At 65.3% G+C, this 14076-nt stretch carries 12 protein-coding genes, 1 tRNA gene, 2 rRNA genes and 1 pseudogene (1 of these 16 running past the window's edge); 7 read left to right on the top strand and 9 right to left on the bottom strand.

What is annotated here, in order from left to right; translation table 11 throughout:
* From ASG11_RS00875 to ASG11_RS00855, 5 genes are all read left to right on the top strand, one after another.
* A 23S ribosomal RNA gene (locus ASG11_RS00875) occupies nt 1-1218 on the top strand (it extends 1588 nt beyond the left edge of the window).
* A 191-nt stretch (nt 1219-1409) separates the two neighbouring features.
* Nucleotides 1410-1524 (top strand): 5S ribosomal RNA (gene rrf / locus ASG11_RS00870).
* A gap of 93 nt (nt 1525-1617) precedes the next feature.
* Nucleotides 1618-1694 (top strand) — tRNA-Met (locus ASG11_RS00865).
* A 203-nt stretch (nt 1695-1897) separates the two neighbouring features.
* A complete protein-coding gene (locus tag ASG11_RS18535) occupies nt 1898-2194 on the top strand; it encodes a M10 family metallopeptidase C-terminal domain-containing protein (protein ID WP_156363599.1) in 297 nt (98 codons plus the stop codon).
* An 88-nt stretch (nt 2195-2282) separates the two neighbouring features.
* A complete protein-coding gene (locus ASG11_RS00855) occupies nt 2283-3644 on the top strand; it encodes a serine hydrolase domain-containing protein (protein ID WP_055774050.1) in 1362 nt (453 codons plus the stop codon).
* Nucleotides 3645-3869: 225 nt separating this feature from the next.
* On the opposite strand, the pseudogene ASG11_RS19120 reads toward ASG11_RS00855, so the two are convergent.
* From ASG11_RS19120 to ASG11_RS00825, 8 genes and pseudogenes are all read right to left on the bottom strand, one after another.
* A pseudogene (locus ASG11_RS19120) lies at nt 3870-4133 on the bottom strand (IS5/IS1182 family transposase); the annotation flags it as partial.
* A gap of 254 nt (nt 4134-4387) precedes the next feature.
* Nucleotides 4388-4555 (bottom strand): hypothetical protein, encoded by a 168-nt coding sequence (locus ASG11_RS18525; protein WP_156363598.1) that lies wholly within the window; start codon nt 4553-4555, stop codon nt 4388-4390.
* Nucleotides 4556-4866: 311 nt separating this feature from the next.
* The gene (locus tag ASG11_RS18175) at nt 4867-5013 is read right to left on the bottom strand and encodes an entericidin A/B family lipoprotein (RefSeq protein ID WP_082472519.1); all 147 of its coding nucleotides are present in this window, start codon (nt 5011-5013) and stop codon (nt 4867-4869) included.
* Between the two features lie 103 nt (nt 5014-5116).
* Nucleotides 5117-5302 carry a hypothetical protein gene (locus ASG11_RS00845; protein ID WP_055774048.1) on the bottom strand — a complete coding sequence of 62 codons (186 nt, stop codon included), beginning with the start codon at nt 5300-5302 and terminating at the stop codon, nt 5117-5119.
* 7 nt (nt 5303-5309) lie between these two features.
* Nucleotides 5310-5603 (bottom strand): CsbD family protein, encoded by a 294-nt coding sequence (locus ASG11_RS00840; protein WP_055779976.1) that lies wholly within the window; start codon nt 5601-5603, stop codon nt 5310-5312.
* A 197-nt stretch (nt 5604-5800) separates the two neighbouring features.
* Nucleotides 5801-6709, bottom strand: a complete 909-nt coding sequence (locus ASG11_RS00835) for a hypothetical protein (RefSeq protein WP_055774046.1) — start codon at nt 6707-6709, stop codon at nt 5801-5803.
* A gap of 54 nt (nt 6710-6763) precedes the next feature.
* The gene (locus ASG11_RS00830) at nt 6764-6946 is read right to left on the bottom strand and encodes a CsbD family protein (protein WP_055774044.1); all 183 of its coding nucleotides are present in this window, start codon (nt 6944-6946) and stop codon (nt 6764-6766) included.
* 129 nt (nt 6947-7075) lie between these two features.
* On the bottom strand, nt 7076-8572 hold the full coding sequence (locus tag ASG11_RS00825; RefSeq protein WP_055774043.1) for a PAS domain S-box protein: 1497 nt from the start codon (nt 8570-8572) through the stop codon (nt 7076-7078).
* Nucleotides 8573-8826: 254 nt separating this feature from the next.
* On the opposite strand from ASG11_RS00825, the gene ASG11_RS00820 reads away from it, so the two are divergent.
* Together ASG11_RS00820 and ASG11_RS00815 are read left to right on the top strand one after the other, a co-directional pair.
* On the top strand, nt 8827-9984 hold the full coding sequence (locus ASG11_RS00820) for an aminotransferase (RefSeq protein ID WP_055774041.1): 1158 nt from the start codon (nt 8827-8829) through the stop codon (nt 9982-9984).
* 162 nt (nt 9985-10146) lie between these two features.
* Nucleotides 10147-10926 (top strand): sulfite exporter TauE/SafE family protein, encoded by a 780-nt coding sequence (locus tag ASG11_RS00815; RefSeq protein ID WP_055774039.1) that lies wholly within the window; start codon nt 10147-10149, stop codon nt 10924-10926.
* Between the two features lie 48 nt (nt 10927-10974).
* Here the strand turns inward: ASG11_RS00815 and ASG11_RS00810 are convergent, their stop codons facing one another.
* The gene (locus ASG11_RS00810) at nt 10975-13968 is read right to left on the bottom strand and encodes a TonB-dependent receptor plug domain-containing protein (RefSeq protein ID WP_055774038.1); all 2994 of its coding nucleotides are present in this window, start codon (nt 13966-13968) and stop codon (nt 10975-10977) included.
* Nucleotides 13969-14076 lie beyond the last annotated feature (108 nt).

Below are 14076 nucleotides of genomic sequence, written 5' to 3'. Positions count from 1 at the left end.
GCTTGAGAGAAGTGTCCTGAAGGAACTCGGCAAATTGCCTCCGTACCTTCGGAAGAAGGAGGCCCTCACTCGGCGCAAGCCATTTGAGGGGGCACAGGCCAGGGGGTAGCGACTGTTTAGCAAAAACACAGGGCTCTGCTAAGTCGGCTTCAAGACGACGTATAGGGCCTGACGCCTGCCCGGTGCCTGAAGGTTAAGTGGAGTGGTGCAAGCTGCGAAATGAAGCCCAGGTAAACGGCGGCCGTAACTATAACGGTCCTAAGGTAGCGAAATTCCTTGTCGGGTAAGTTCCGACCTGCACGAATGGCGTAACGACTTCCCCACTGTCTCCAGGACATGCTCAGCGAAATTGAATTCTCCGTGAAGATGCGGAGTACCCGCGGTTAGACGGAAAGACCCCGTGCACCTTTACTGCAGCTTCAGAGTGGCATTAGGAAAGAACTGTGTAGCATAGGTGGGAGGCTTTGAAGCGTCGGCGCCAGCTGACGTGGAGCCATAGGTGAAATACCACCCTGTTGTTTTCTGATGTCTAACCCAGATCCATGAAACTGGATCGGGGACCCTCTGTGGCGGGTAGTTTGACTGGGGCGGTCGCCTCCTAAAGAGTAACGGAGGCGCGCGATGGTGGGCTCAGGACGGTTGGAAACCGTCTGTTAGAGTGCAATGGCATAAGCCCGCCTGACTGCGAGACTGACAAGTCGAGCAGAGACGAAAGTCGGTCATAGTGATCCGGTGGTCCCTCGTGGAAGGGCCATCGCTCAACGGATAAAAGGTACGCCGGGGATAACAGGCTGATAACCCCCAAGAGCTCATATCGACGGGGTTGTTTGGCACCTCGATGTCGGCTCATCACATCCTGGGGCTGGAGCAGGTCCCAAGGGTTTGGCTGTTCGCCAATTAAAGTGGTACGTGAGCTGGGTTCAGAACGTCGCGAGACAGTTTGGTCCCTATCTGCCGTGGGCGTCGAAATTTGAGAGGAGTTGACCCTAGTACGAGAGGACCGGGTTGAACATACCTCTGGTGTACCTGTCGTTCTGCCAAGAGCGCAGCAGGGTAGCTATGTATGGACGGGATAACCGCTGAAAGCATCTAAGCGGGAAGCCTCCCTCGAGATAAGATTTCATAGAGCCGTCGGAGACCACGACGTTGATAGATCGGATGTAGAAGTGCGGTAACGCATGGAGCTAACCGATACTAATTGCTCTATTTGCGCTTGAACAAGTTTTCTTGAAAGTATTACTTTCAAGAAGAATTGAGAGTCCCACCATCAACGACAGCACTGGGTGACCAGCATGTCAGAGATCGTGTGCGGATGATTAAGCTCACGCCTAATAAACAACTACCATGCCTTCACTGCATAGACGTGCATCGATTTTAACAGAACTTCTTGCCGCTCACCGGCTTCATTGCTTGGTGGCTATAGCGTCAGTGCCCCACCCGATCCCATCCCGAACTCGGCCGTGAAACCTGACTGCGCCGATGGTACTATCGCTCAAGCGATGGAAGAGTAGGTCGTCGCCAGGCATTGTAGCCGGTGAGCAGCACGAATATCAAAAGAACCCATTCACATGTCACATACCCTCGTCCGCAAWCAAAACGGACCCAAGGGACTCTTGGCGCGGGGTGGAGCAGCCCGGTAGCTCGTCAGGCTCATAACCTGAAGGTCACAGGTTCAAATCCTGTCCCCGCAACCAATCACCACAATCCCAAATCCGCCCAGGACATCCTGCGGCGGCTTTTTNCGTCAGGCTCATAACCTGAAGGTCACAGGTTCAAATCCTGTCCCCGCAACCAATCACCACAATCCCAAATCCGCCCAGGACATCCTGCGGCGGCTTTTTTTTGATCTTTTTCCATGAGTTGACGGGGTCCAACGCCCCTAAGCACGTCTCATCCGATCTCCTATGTCACCCGCACCGATAGCGGCACCACCACCGCGACCGAGGACTGGATCACCGATTTCTCGCCGGCGGAGGGCGACCGGATCGATCTTTCCGCGCTTTCGCCGCTCCGGCCGCTGGTGTTCGTCGGTACGGCCGCGTTCACCGGTGTCGGTCAGGTGCGGGCGCGGTACGATGGCGGCGAGACGCTGGTCGAGATCGACCTCGGTGGCGACGCGACACCCGATATGGTCATCCGCCTGAGCGGGCGCATCCCGCTTTCCGCCGGCGATTTCAAGCCGAGCGCCAGTTGATATTCCCAAGCGGGCGCGCCGGCAGCGGCCGGGCGCGCGGCGTCGGGAAACGCATTGCCGAACCGCCGACGGGGTGGGATGGTGCGTCATGCGGATCCTCAAAACAGCCTGGGTCGCCCTGCTCCTGTCGGTGCCGGCCGATGCCCAGATCGTCGCTCAGCCGTCCGCCGGGGCCTATCAGCGCGCGGTGGCGGCCGGCTACAAGGCCGCGCTCTATTGCTCCGGACTGTTCAACGCCGGCCGCACGCCCAGCCAGATCGATGCCGACGAACTGGCCGGCATCTATCCCGAATATGACGCCATCGTGCCGACGCTGACGGCGGACGTGGATCGCGGACGCCGCTCGGTCGCGGTGGCGTTCGATCCGAACCTGCCGCCGCGCCGATCGACCTGGTCCGAAGGCCATGGCTGCGTGAGCCTGCCGATCGGCAGCATGGCCCCCGCCGGCGCCACGTCGGCACGCGCGTCGGGCATCGCGGGCGCGGATGCCCGGCGCTGGCCGCAGGGCGACGCCGGCATCGTGCCGCACCCGTCCGCCGCGCTGGCCCAGGTCGTCGGCAAGGCGTTCGAGGCTGCGTACGGCGTCGGCAGCAAGACGATCGGCGTGGTCGTGGTGCAGGATGGCCGCATCGTCGCCGAGCGTTATGGCCACGGTTTCGGGCCGTTCGTGTCCAACCGCACCTGGTCCGTCGGCAAGTCGATCGCCGGCACGCTGATCGGCATGGCCAATGCGGGCGCGATCGATGCCCCCGTGTCGATCCCGCAGTGGCGGGCCGGTGATCCACGCCGGGCGATCAGGCTCGATCACCTGCTGCGCATGGCCTCCGGCCTGCACAGCGACACCGCGGGCAACCGCACCGACGCGGTCTATTTCGGCGGCGGCACCGTCGACGAGCAAACGGTGTCCTGGCCCCTGGAAGCTCTGCCGGGCACCCGCTTCCGCTATGCCAACAACGATATCCTTCTGGCGGTGTATGCCACACGCCTGGCGATCGGTGAGGAGCGCTATCGCGCATTGCCGGAGCGTCTGTTCGGTACGCTTGGCATGTCGCACACCGTCGCGGAGACCGATTGGCACGGCAATTACATCCTCTCCAGTCAGATCTGGTCGACGGCACGCGATCTGGCCCGGCTGGGGTTGTTCTGGTCGCAGGACGGGGCCTGGGCAGGGCAGCGCCTGCTACCCGAGGGATGGATGCGCCGGATCACGACGGCCAGCGGCCCGCAGCCGGCGAACGGGCCGGGCTATGGCGCGACGATGTGGCTGTTCGGCCCGAAACAGGGCCTTCCAGAAGGCACCTTCGCGGCCCAGGGCAATCGCGGGCAATATGTGATGGTCATCCCGTCGCGGCGTTTGGTGATCGTCCGGCGTGGCGAGGATCCCGGCATGGCCCGCTTCGATATCGCCCGCTTCGCCTCGGATATTGCCGCCGCGCTACAGCCGGGGTGAACGAGAGGCGCGAACAAGACCCCGGCAGGCGCGCCCGGCCGGGGATCCCTGGTCGGGCCGTCCGCCCCCAAATAGCGGCGATAGCTCGATCAGATCGACATTCAGCGACAGATGGCGTCGGTTCACGCGAAGCCGCAAAGGCGCGAAGGTCGTGGTTCGCGCGGAGGCGCGGAGGACGCGGAATGGTGTCGCGCTCGGAGGCGCATTCCGATCTTCAACGGTCTGGGCCGCAGACTCGTAAGCGCGAAGCCACAGGCGCGTTGGGGAGAGCTGGATCATAGCGAAGAAGTTGGCGGCGAGCTTGTCGTAGCGGGTGGCTACCCGGCGGAAGCGCAGGAAACTCTCGATCGGGTTGCGCTCGCGGTAGAGCCGCTTGATGAGGCATGGCTTCCAACGGCGGTTGCTCTTCGGCGGAATGTTGGGCGTCGCGACGCTATCCTGGATCAGCACGCGGATGCGGTCAGCATCGTAGGCTCGATCGTCTATAAGCTGCCATCGTTGCCGGTGTGGTAGGTGTCGAAAAAGAGCGGAGATCCAAAGCTCGCCACGTCGGCGAGGAGTCCCGATGACTAAGTGGGACCGCCGTCAAAGCTGAACTGGAAATGCCCACACCATCAGATTCCTTCGAACCGATCAGACAGCCCGGTGATGATCGATCGATAAGGCTTCAACCTGCGCACGACCAAAGCCAGGCCATCCTCCAAGGACTGCACTCTTCCTGAAACTGAGGATCGTCGCTTCCGTTACAGCCCCCGGAACGACAGTTTCGGTCGTTTGCCGATCGGTTCATCGTGTGACGAGTTGGTGGCCTGAAGGCCCATGATCGACGAAACCTCTGCCAGGTCGAGCGCCTCGCCATAGAAGCGAAACTCCACGGCGTAGGTGTGATTCGGCTGTGTGGAAGGGCTCATCTACCCCTCATAACAGTGTATGGCCTGTCGCAATCGGGCTGTGCAGCCGAATGCCGCAGCCCCACCCGTCCGCCTCGTCGCTATATGGGCTCACACCTAGGACGAAGGGCGGCCGGTGCGGCTCGACACCTCTGCGTCTCCGCGCGACCCCCTTCTTCGCGCCTTCGCGCCTTCGCGCCTTCGCGCGACCCTAAATCTCGATCACCCCTAAGGCCGACCGACAGTCAGCCGTGGCGTACAGCGTGCGATCCATTCGCCGTCACCCCGGAACAGGCCCGGGGTGACGGAAGAATGCTGGAGGTTGATCCGTCCTAGTTCTTCTTGCCGTCCTTGCCGGACGATTTGGAGACGGCGCTGCCGGCCGATTTCATGTCCTTGCCGGCGCCGTTGACGGTGTTGCACGCCGACAGCGACAGGGCGGCAAGCGCGGAAACGAGGGCGATCGTCTTGTTGGTCATGGTCTTGGTCCTCTTCGATTGGGGCGTCGCATCGCGATGATCGGGACGCTGGCGCCGGTTGGCTCGCCCCTGATGGGGGCGAAACATGGAAAACGGTTCGGGTTCAGTCGTCGGCGGCGGGCGCTTCCTGTGACGGATCGTCACCCCTGCGGTCCGCCGCGCGGCGTTGCTCGTATCGCTCCGCCAGGGCCAGATGCGCCCGCCGTGCCGCCGTGTCGGTGGCGGCTTCGGCCAGCCGCCGGCTGGTCTCGGCGCGTTCGGCGAGATAGCGATCCTCGCTGTCCGACATCGCGGCCTCAGCGCTTGCGCCGGGCCGGCGGCGCGGGGGGTGCGCTGCGGGCGAAACCCGAGACCAACGCGCCGAGCGTGAACGCCGCGACGGCGGTCAGGCCGAGCGACAGCAACGGGCTGTGGCCGATGGTCGATCGGGTGATGTCGACGGCGTCGCCATAAGCCCCCTCGACCTGTCCTGCGACCTTGCGCGCCGCGCCCGACAATTCCGTGGCGCGGTCGCCGGTCGCGCGACCGAAGCTTTCCTCGACCGTGCCGGCGGCCTGCTTGATCCCACCGGTGATTTCATGCGTGTCCATGATGTAGTCCTTCAACGAGTTGGTGTTTTTGAAGGGTGTGTTCGAAACTGATCGCGGAATGACGACGACCGTCGCTTTTGGATGCTGTCCGAAGACGACGGCCGCCGGTCCGACATGCCCCGGTCGGATACGCTGTCCGGGGCACGCTCCACATGCCCCGCCCGGTCGGGCGGGGCGGACCTCCCATGCGCCGCCGGTCAGGCGGTGCGCACGATGCGACGGCGGCGCGTGGCGGTGGCCCCGGCGAAGCCGGCCGCACCTGCCCCGAGGAGCAAGGCCGCGAATGCGGTGAACGACGTCCCGGCGGCCGCGCCCGCGCCCGCATCGGCCGCGTTCTTGGCGGTTTCGACGGTCGCTTCCTTGGCGGCGACGAACTGCTGCTTGGCGCGCGTCACCTGGGCCTGCGCCTCGGGACGAGCGATCTTGCGCTGTGCCGCGACGATATCGACGATCCGCGCTTCGGCACTCCGTCCGTCGGCACCGCCACGGGCAAGCGCCGGCAGTTGCTTGGCGACTTCCTTCTGCGCTTCCTGCGGCGTCATCAGCGCCGGATCGGCCGGGGCCGCGTCGAGATAGGCCGAGGCCTGATCCTCGACGTCGATCCCCGCCGCCTTGGCGACGGTCGGTGCGGTCGCGCCGATGCTGCTGCCGGCCGCGCTGGCCACGCCGCCGATCGTGCGGAACGTGCCGCCGATGATGCTGCCGACCGCCGAGGTCAGCAGATACAGCGTGATGATCAGCGTGACGCCCCAGATGACGAGGCCGTGGACCATTCCGTCGAACGCTTCGACCAGGCCGGCGATGCGCGCGGCGGCATAGCTGCCGGCGGCGAGAGCGACGATCGTGCTCAGCACCCACCAGATGCCGGCGCCGATGCCCAGGCCGCTGGCGCTCGGCGTCGTGCCCGCGACCGGATCGACCAGGCTCATCCCGATGCCGGTGCCGAGCAGGCCGAGCACGATCTGAATGGCGATGGCGATCGTCACCCCGGCGAACACCGCCTGCCAGGACATGCGCGATGCGCGATGCGCCGGTGCATCGACGATGTGGCCGGGCGACACGGGGGCGTTCCCGGCATAAGCCGGGTCTTCGTAGACATGGGACATGATGGTTTCCTGTTGAAAAGAGCGCGCGGGGGCGAGGACACCCCCGGCGGAGTGCTAGTTGCCCTTGGCGTCGCGGGCGGCCTGCTTGGCCTTGCCGAGCGCGGACTGGACCTTGCCGGCCGCCTTCTCGGCGGCACCTTCGGCCTCGGCCGAACGATCGCCGGTGATCTTGCCGATCGCTTCCTTGATCGACCCCTTCACCTGCCTGCCGGCACCTATGCTGCGGTCGTCGTCCATGCTGCGGTCCTTTCGCGACGGAACGGATGCGGCGGGATTGCCGCATCGTTCAGCCCGACCCAGATAGGGATCGGCCGAGCGCGAAATAGAGCGGCTTTGCTCAAATCGTTTAGTGCATTTGAACCAGAACTAGCGTTTTTCGATCGGTGCCCCGCGCGATGACGGCAGCGGAAATCCCCGCTCGCGCGCCCAGATGATCGCCGCGCCGCGCCGGTTGACGCCCAGCTTGGCGTAGATCCGCGCGACGTTGTTGCGCACCGTGTTGCGCGACACCCCCATCGCCACGGCGATCCCGGCATCGTCCTGTCCCTCGCACATCAGGCTCAGCGTCTCGCGCTCCCGCCCGGTCAGCGATCCGACCTCGACGATATGCTGGTGCGCCGCGGGCGTGCGCAGGTTGGCGAGCTTCTCCACGATCATCCGGCTGAACCAGTTGGTGTCGCGCATCACCGCCTCGATCGCGCCGATCAGTTCGAGTTCGGAGCGGCGGCGGTCGGCGATGTCCTGCACCACCCACAGCACGCAATCGCTGCCGTGCATCGGGATGATCCCGGCGGATACCAGCACGTCGATCCGCGTCCCGTCCGCGCGCTGCAACTGCGCGTCGCGGCCCTGGAATCCGCCGTCGCGGGTGATCTCGGCCTCGATCTCGGCGCGCGCCTCGCTCGTCTCCCACAGCTTGATCCCGCCCGCGGTCTGGCGCGTCATCTCGTCGGTGGTCAGCCCGGTCAGTTCGAGGAACGCGGCATTGCCCTGCACGAAGCGGTGTCCGTCCAGGCTGGCGATCGCCATGCCGATCGGGGCCAGTTCGAACGTGCGGTGCGCGCGCGCCTCGCTCTCGCGCAGCGCCCCCTCGGTCTGGCGGCGCGGCTCGAGGTCGGCGAAGGTGAACAGCATGCACGGCTGGTCGTTCAGGTCGATCGGCTGTCCGCCGACGATCGCGAGCCGGCGGCTGCCGTCGGCACAGCGCAGGTCGACCTGCATCTGCGGGATCGTCCGGCCCTCGCGCAGCCGTTCCTTGGCGAGATCGGGGTCGGTCGCGTCGGCCAGCACGTCCAGCTCGTACACGCTGCGCCCCAGCACGTCGTCGCGCTGCCAGCCGGTGAGTTCGCGAAAGCCCAGATTGACCTTCACGAAGCGCTGGTCGGACAGGCGGCAGATCACCGCCGGCGCCGGGTTAGCGTTGAACGTCTGCTCGAACCGTTCCTCCGCCTCGAACCGCAGCGACACGTCCTGCATCACCAGCACGAGCAGATCCGGCTCGTCGTCGGCGTTGGTCAGCACCAGGCTGCGGATCTGGTGAATCCAGCGCGGCTCCTCCTCGCCCTGCGGAATCACCTCGACTATCACCTCGTTGAAAGCCTCCCCCGCCACCACGCGTTCGAGCGGATAGTCGTTCGCCTCCAGCCAGTGGTTGTTGCGGTAGCGCAGGCGAAAGCGCGTGCGATATTCGTCGATCGTCCGGCCGAGATCGGGGATGTGCGAAGCACCGTGCATCCGAAGCGCGGCATCGTTCGCCCACAATATCGCCTGCTCGGGCGAAACGAGGATCACCCCTTCGGTCAAGCCGGTGACGATCTGCTGGAGCCGGCGCAGATCGACGCCGGTCAGGTGGAGGGCGGGCATGATCAGTCTCGTCGCTAGCGTGAGATCGTGCCGACAGCTGCTAACGGCATTGAAGCCGGTCGGACAGGTTCAATGTTCGCGGCTCAGCCCGAAGGTGCGCGCTCGCGCCGGGACCGCTGGACGCGTCCGCCACGGGTGTCGTATCTGTAGCGCCGCGGTGCGAGCCATTCCGTCGCCGACACGAGGGCACCGATCTTGCGCGAACATCCCGGTCTTCCGCACCCGCCCTGCCGCATCCCCCGCGTGATGCACGGATGAATCCGCTCTATGCCGATATGCCGACGAGCATCTTTGAGGAGATGTCGCTGCTCGCGCGCCGGCACGATGCGATCAATCTCGGTCAGGGATTTCCCGACGATTCTGGCCCGACCGACGTGCGGCAGGCCGCCGCCGACGCGGTGCTGCACGGATCCAACCAATATCCGCCGATGATGGGTCTCGACGTGCTGCGCCACGCGGCGGCGGAGCATTACCGGCGCTTCCAGGGGCTCGATATCGGCGCGCCGAACATCCTGGTCACCTCCGGCGCGACCGAGGCGCTGGCGGCGGCGCTGATTGCGCTGATCACGCCGGGCGACCAGGTGATCGTCATCCAGCCGGCCTATGACGCCTATGTGCCGCTGATCCTGCGCGCCGGCGGGGTGCCGCGCTTCGTCTCCGTCGCGCCGCCCGATTGGCGGCTGCCGATCGCCGACATCGCGGCGGCGATCGGCCCGGATACGCGCCTGATCATGTTCAACGATCCGATGAACCCGGTGGCGCGGGTGTTCGATGCGGGCGAGGTCGATGCGCTGGCCGACCTGTGCGTGCGCCACGATCTGATCGCGATCTGCGACGAGGTGTGGGAGCATGTCCTGTTCGACGGCCGCACCCACCAGCCTCTGATCGCGCGGCCGGGCATGGCGGCGCGCGCCGTGAAGATTGGGTCGGCCGGCAAGATCTTCTCGCTGACCGGGTGGAAGGTCGGGCTGGTCGTCGCAGACTCCGCGTTGCTGGGGCCGATTGCGCGTGCCCACCAGTTTCTGACGTTCGCGACGCCGCCCAATCTGCAGGTCGCGGTGGCTTACGGCTTGGGCAAGGACGATGCCTATTTCCGACAGATGCGCGCGGGCTACCAACGCGGGCGGGACCGGCTCGCGGCACTGCTGACAGATGCGGGCTATGCCGTGCTGCCGAGCGAGGGCACATACTTCCTGTGCGTCGATCTCGCCGCCTCCGGCATCGCGCAGGACGATCGCAGCGTCTGTCGAGACCTCGTTGCCGCCGCCGGGGTCGCGGCGATCCCGCTGTCGGCCTTCCACGTCACGCCACCGGACGATCACGTCATCCGCCTGTGTTTCGCCAAGCAGGATGCGGTGATCGACGCGGCCGGCGCACGCCTGGCGGCCTACCGGCGCACCCTCGCCGATTAGCTGGGCCTCGTCGGGGGGCAGAAAATCTACCTCGCGCCGTCACCGCGCATCCGTCACGCTCGGCGTACGATTCGACCATGGGCGAGGAGGGCGTATGAACGACAGGTCTCCCATCCTCCGCAAGATCGCGATTTCGACCCGCGCTGGCGTAACTCGATCGGTATGATCGGCGTCGATCTGCTCTATTCGCTGGCCGGGTTCGCGGTCGGCCTGCTGGTCGGGATGACCGGGGTGGGCGGCGGATCGCTGATGACGCCGCTGCTCGTATTGCTGTTCGGCTTTCACCCGGTGACCGCGGTCGGCACCGATCTGCTGTATGCCTCGGCGACCAAGAGCGTCGGCACGGTCGTGCACGGCATCGGCGGCTCGATCGACTGGAAGATCGTGCGCCGGATGGCGCTGGGCAGCGTGCCGGCGACTCTCGTCACCTTGGTCTCGCTGCATTTTGCCGGCACGCATTTCGAGGGCACGGAGCGGCTGATCACGATCACGCTCGGCCTCGCGCTGATCGCCACCGCGATCGCGATGCTGTTCCGCAATCGCATCATCGCCCGTTTCGGCCACTCGCTCGACCGGGTGTCGGACCGGCGTATCGCGCGTCTGACGATATTGCTCGGGGCGGCGCTTGGCGTGCTGGTGTCGCTGTCGTCGGTCGGCGCGGGCGCGCTGGGGATGACCGCCTTGCTGATCCTCTATCCGCGCCTGCCGACCGTGCGCCTCGTCGGATCGGACATCGCGCATGCCGTGCCGCTGACCTTCGTCGCCGGTGCCGGGCATTGGGCGATGGGCTCGGTCGATCCGGCGCTGCTCGTCTCGCTGCTGATCGGCTCGGTGCCGGGGATCATCCTCGGCAGCCTGGTCTCGACGCGCATCCCGGAGCGGATCCTGCGCACTGTGCTCGCCGCGACGCTCGCGATCGTCGGCGGCAAGTTGATCGTCTGACCCGACCCGTTCGCGCGAAACGAACGGGTCGGTGCAGATCATCGCGCCCTATCGAGTCTGGAAGCGGACCCCGATGCGGAACTGGCGGCCGAGCAGATCCGAATAGGTCGAGTTCGCCGCCAGACCGGTTTCTGGCACCAGCAACGGCCAGCGATCGAACAGGTTGGTCACGTTGAAGAACAGCTGAGCATCGGCCCCGCCGGCTCGGATCTTCGTCGTGAGATTGAGATCGGCGTAGAACAGCCCGGAGACGTGATTGTTGTCATAGGTCGGGAAGAGGGTGGTCGAGAGCGGGCAGCCGGTCTGGCATTCGATGCCGTTGGCGACGTATTTGCCCGCGCTGACGCCGCGCCCGGTCGCGGTGATCGAGAAATGGTCCGTGTCGTAAGTCGCGTTGACGCGGTAGATCCACTTGGGCGTCGACCCCTGTCCACCATTCACGCCGACCGTGTTGAGCACCACCGTGTTCGGAATGCCGCTGTTGAACAGGTTCTCGATATAGCGCGTCGCCACGCCGCGCAGCGTGAAATTGCCCCCGGCCTTGGCGAAAATCGCGTCCAGCGGGAAGCGATAGGACGCATCGATGTCGACACCTCGCGTGAGCTGGCTGGCGGCGTTGAACGGCTGGTTGCGGAACAGCAGATAGGGCTGGCCGGGCGCGGAGCGGGACGGATCCTGCGTGTAAGCGGCGCAGTACGTCTGGTCGCCCTGATAGCACAGATTCAGGATGGTCTGTGCATCGAGCGTGCTGATACCGCTCTTCAGGTTGATGCGGTAATAATCGACCGACAGGTTGAAGCCGCGCAGGAAGCGGGGCGACAGCACCGCGCCGATGTTCCACTGATCCGCTTTTTCAGGCAGCAGATTCAGATTGCCGGTCACCGTGGCGGAATAGCCGAAGGTCGCCGGACCGTTAAGCCCGTCGCTGGTGTAGGCGGGGTTGCGGACCGAATCGCTGTTGGCCGATCCGGCCTGATACAGCTCGTTCAGATTGGGGGCACGGATGTCGCGCGATCGCGTCACGCGGAAGCGGATGTCGGGGATCGGCTGCCAGGTCGCGCCGGCTTTCCAGGTCGTGACGTAACCCGCGGTCGAATACCAGGTCGCACGCCCCGCACCGTTGAGCTCGATGCCCAGACCCAGCGGAACGACGGTCTCGAGATAGGCTTCCTTCACGTTGTACTTGCCGTTGGTGGGCAGGTAATTGCCGACCGACCAGCGGTTCGTCGTCGCCGTCGTGGTCACGGTCGGCTGGAACTCGGCCGGCACGAAGCCACGGATCTTTTCCTCGCGATATTCACCGCCAAAGGCCACGCTGACATCGCCGGCCCAGGTGGAGAAGGGTGTGACCGAAAGGTTCGCCGCGGCGTTGTATTGTTCGGTCACTTCGTCGCGATACGGATTGCCCAGCACATAGGCGATCGCCGCCGGATTGGCGACGCTGATGCCCAGACGATTGAGCGGCACGCAGGCGGCGTCGTCGTTGGTGGTGACTGCGTCGACATTGACGCGGCACTGGATCGAACCGGCCGCATAATTGCCCGGATTGCCCGCCGCGGCGAATACCGCGTCGGTGGCGTTGTTCATGCGCGTGATGTTCATCACGTTGCGCAGCTGCTCGCGCAGGTCGGCGCGGCCATATTGCGCATAGATGTTCCAGGTCGCGCGCTTGCCGAACAGTTCGCTGACGCCCTCCGCGCCGATCGAGTAACGCTGCACCTTGCGCCGATTGTCGATCGCACGGAATGGCAGGTCGGCGGCGGTCGTCGCCACCGTCACGGTGTTGATCCCGGTCAGGCGGCTCGCACCGAGCGCGTTGATCAGGAACGCGTTGTCGCGCTGATAGACGATGCCGGTCGCCAGGTTGGGGCCGGCGTTGAAGAAGATCTTCTGCTGGTTGTACGCGCCTTCCGCGAAGATTTCGATGCCGTCGGCGACTTCGTAGCTCAGCCGGCCGAAGACACCGTAGCGGTCGTCTTTCGGATCCAGGCCGATCCGCCGGCCGGAATCGTTCACCTGCCACGATCCGCCCTGCGTCAGCGTCGGCGCCGCGGTGCCGGTAGGGGAGGGGAAGGTCAGCGCGCCGTATTGAAACTGGTTGAGCGCGCCGCTCTGCCCGAAATAGATGCCGCGCAGATTGTTCGCCGTCAGGCCGCTACCGGCGAGAACGCTGTTGCCGGTGATCAGGCCGCCCGGCGTGGAATTCGCCGCGCCGACCTGACGCCGGATCAGGAATTGCGGGGTGGTGCTGGTGGCCGTCCAGTTTGGGTCCTGGATGCGGACATAGCCGGTCGCGTTCCAGTCGCGATCGACCTGAAAGATGCCGTCGCGGTGCGCGACTTCGCCGGAGAGCAGGATATGTCCGCGATTCTCGCTGCCGAACGCCAGGCCGCCGGCCAGGCTGACCGAATAGTTGCGGCCGTCGCCCTTGTCGGTGATGCCGCTGTCGATCGCACCCTTCAGCCCGGTATATTTCTTGTCGAGCACGAAGTTGACGACGCCGGCTACCGCGTCCGACCCATAGGCGGCGGAGGCGCCGCCGGTGACCACCTCGATGCTCTTCACCAATTGCTGGGGAATGGTGTTGACGTCGACCAGGCCGGTGATCGTCGAACCGACCGAGCGGCGGCCGTCGAGCAGGATCAGCGTGCGATTGTCGCCGAGGTTGCGCAGGTTGATCGTGTTGATGCCGGCCTGGCCGCTCGACAGGTTGAGGCGCGAGTTGGCGGGGCGGGTCGAGCCGGCGACCGATGGCAGCTGGTTGACGAAATCGGCGATGTTGTTCGACGGCGACGAGTTCAGGATCTCCTCGCGCGTCACGACGGTCAGCGGCGTCGGCGACTGGAAGCCGTCGCGCACCACGCGCGTGCCGGTGACGACGATGTCGTCCGCGCTGGGCGTTTCCGTCGTCTCGGCGGCCGGCGTATCGGCGGTCTGCGCGGCGACGGGTGCGGCGATGCCGGCCGCGACGATCAAGGTCGCCAGGCTCGAAAAGCTCGCCAGCATCGAACGGTGCCGCCGGAATTGACCTGAAGTCGTCATATAAGCCCCCTAAAATCCAACTCGTCTTCGCACCGGCCATGATCGCCGGTCGAGTCCCGCTGCCTCCCGCGGCAGTCCGCCGATCGGTCGCCCGGCCCGCGCACCCGG

It is taken from the genome of Sphingomonas sp. Leaf357 (assembly GCF_001423845.1).
Lineage (GTDB): Bacteria > Pseudomonadota > Alphaproteobacteria > Sphingomonadales > Sphingomonadaceae > Sphingomonas.
The sequence above is the reverse complement of the archived record's forward strand: the minus strand, read 5'-3'. Positions and strand labels throughout refer to the sequence as shown.

Bases quoted from the DNA above. Each gene is read 5' to 3' on its own strand.
- ASG11_RS00855 (WP_055774050.1), top strand. From the start codon at position 2,283: ATGCGGATCCTCAAAACAGCCTGGGTCGCCCTGCTCCTGTCGGTGCCG.
- ASG11_RS18525 (WP_156363598.1), bottom strand. From the start codon at position 4,555: ATGAGCCCTTCCACACAGCCGAATCACACCTACGCCGTGGAGTTTCGC.
- ASG11_RS18175 (WP_082472519.1), bottom strand. From the start codon at position 5,013: ATGACCAACAAGACGATCGCCCTCGTTTCCGCGCTTGCCGCCCTGTCG.
- ASG11_RS00845 (WP_055774048.1), bottom strand. From the start codon at position 5,302: ATGTCGGACAGCGAGGATCGCTATCTCGCCGAACGCGCCGAGACCAGC.
- ASG11_RS00840 (WP_055779976.1), bottom strand. From the start codon at position 5,603: ATGGACACGCATGAAATCACCGGTGGGATCAAGCAGGCCGCCGGCACG.
- ASG11_RS00835 (WP_055774046.1), bottom strand. From the start codon at position 6,709: ATGTCCCATGTCTACGAAGACCCGGCTTATGCCGGGAACGCCCCCGTG.
- ASG11_RS00830 (WP_055774044.1), bottom strand. From the start codon at position 6,946: ATGGACGACGACCGCAGCATAGGTGCCGGCAGGCAGGTGAAGGGGTCG.
- ASG11_RS00825 (WP_055774043.1), bottom strand. From the start codon at position 8,572: ATGCCCGCCCTCCACCTGACCGGCGTCGATCTGCGCCGGCTCCAGCAG.
- ASG11_RS00820 (WP_055774041.1), top strand. From the start codon at position 8,827: ATGAATCCGCTCTATGCCGATATGCCGACGAGCATCTTTGAGGAGATG.
- ASG11_RS00815 (WP_055774039.1), top strand. From the start codon at position 10,147: ATGATCGGCGTCGATCTGCTCTATTCGCTGGCCGGGTTCGCGGTCGGC.
- ASG11_RS00810 (WP_055774038.1), bottom strand. From the start codon at position 13,968: ATGACGACTTCAGGTCAATTCCGGCGGCACCGTTCGATGCTGGCGAGC.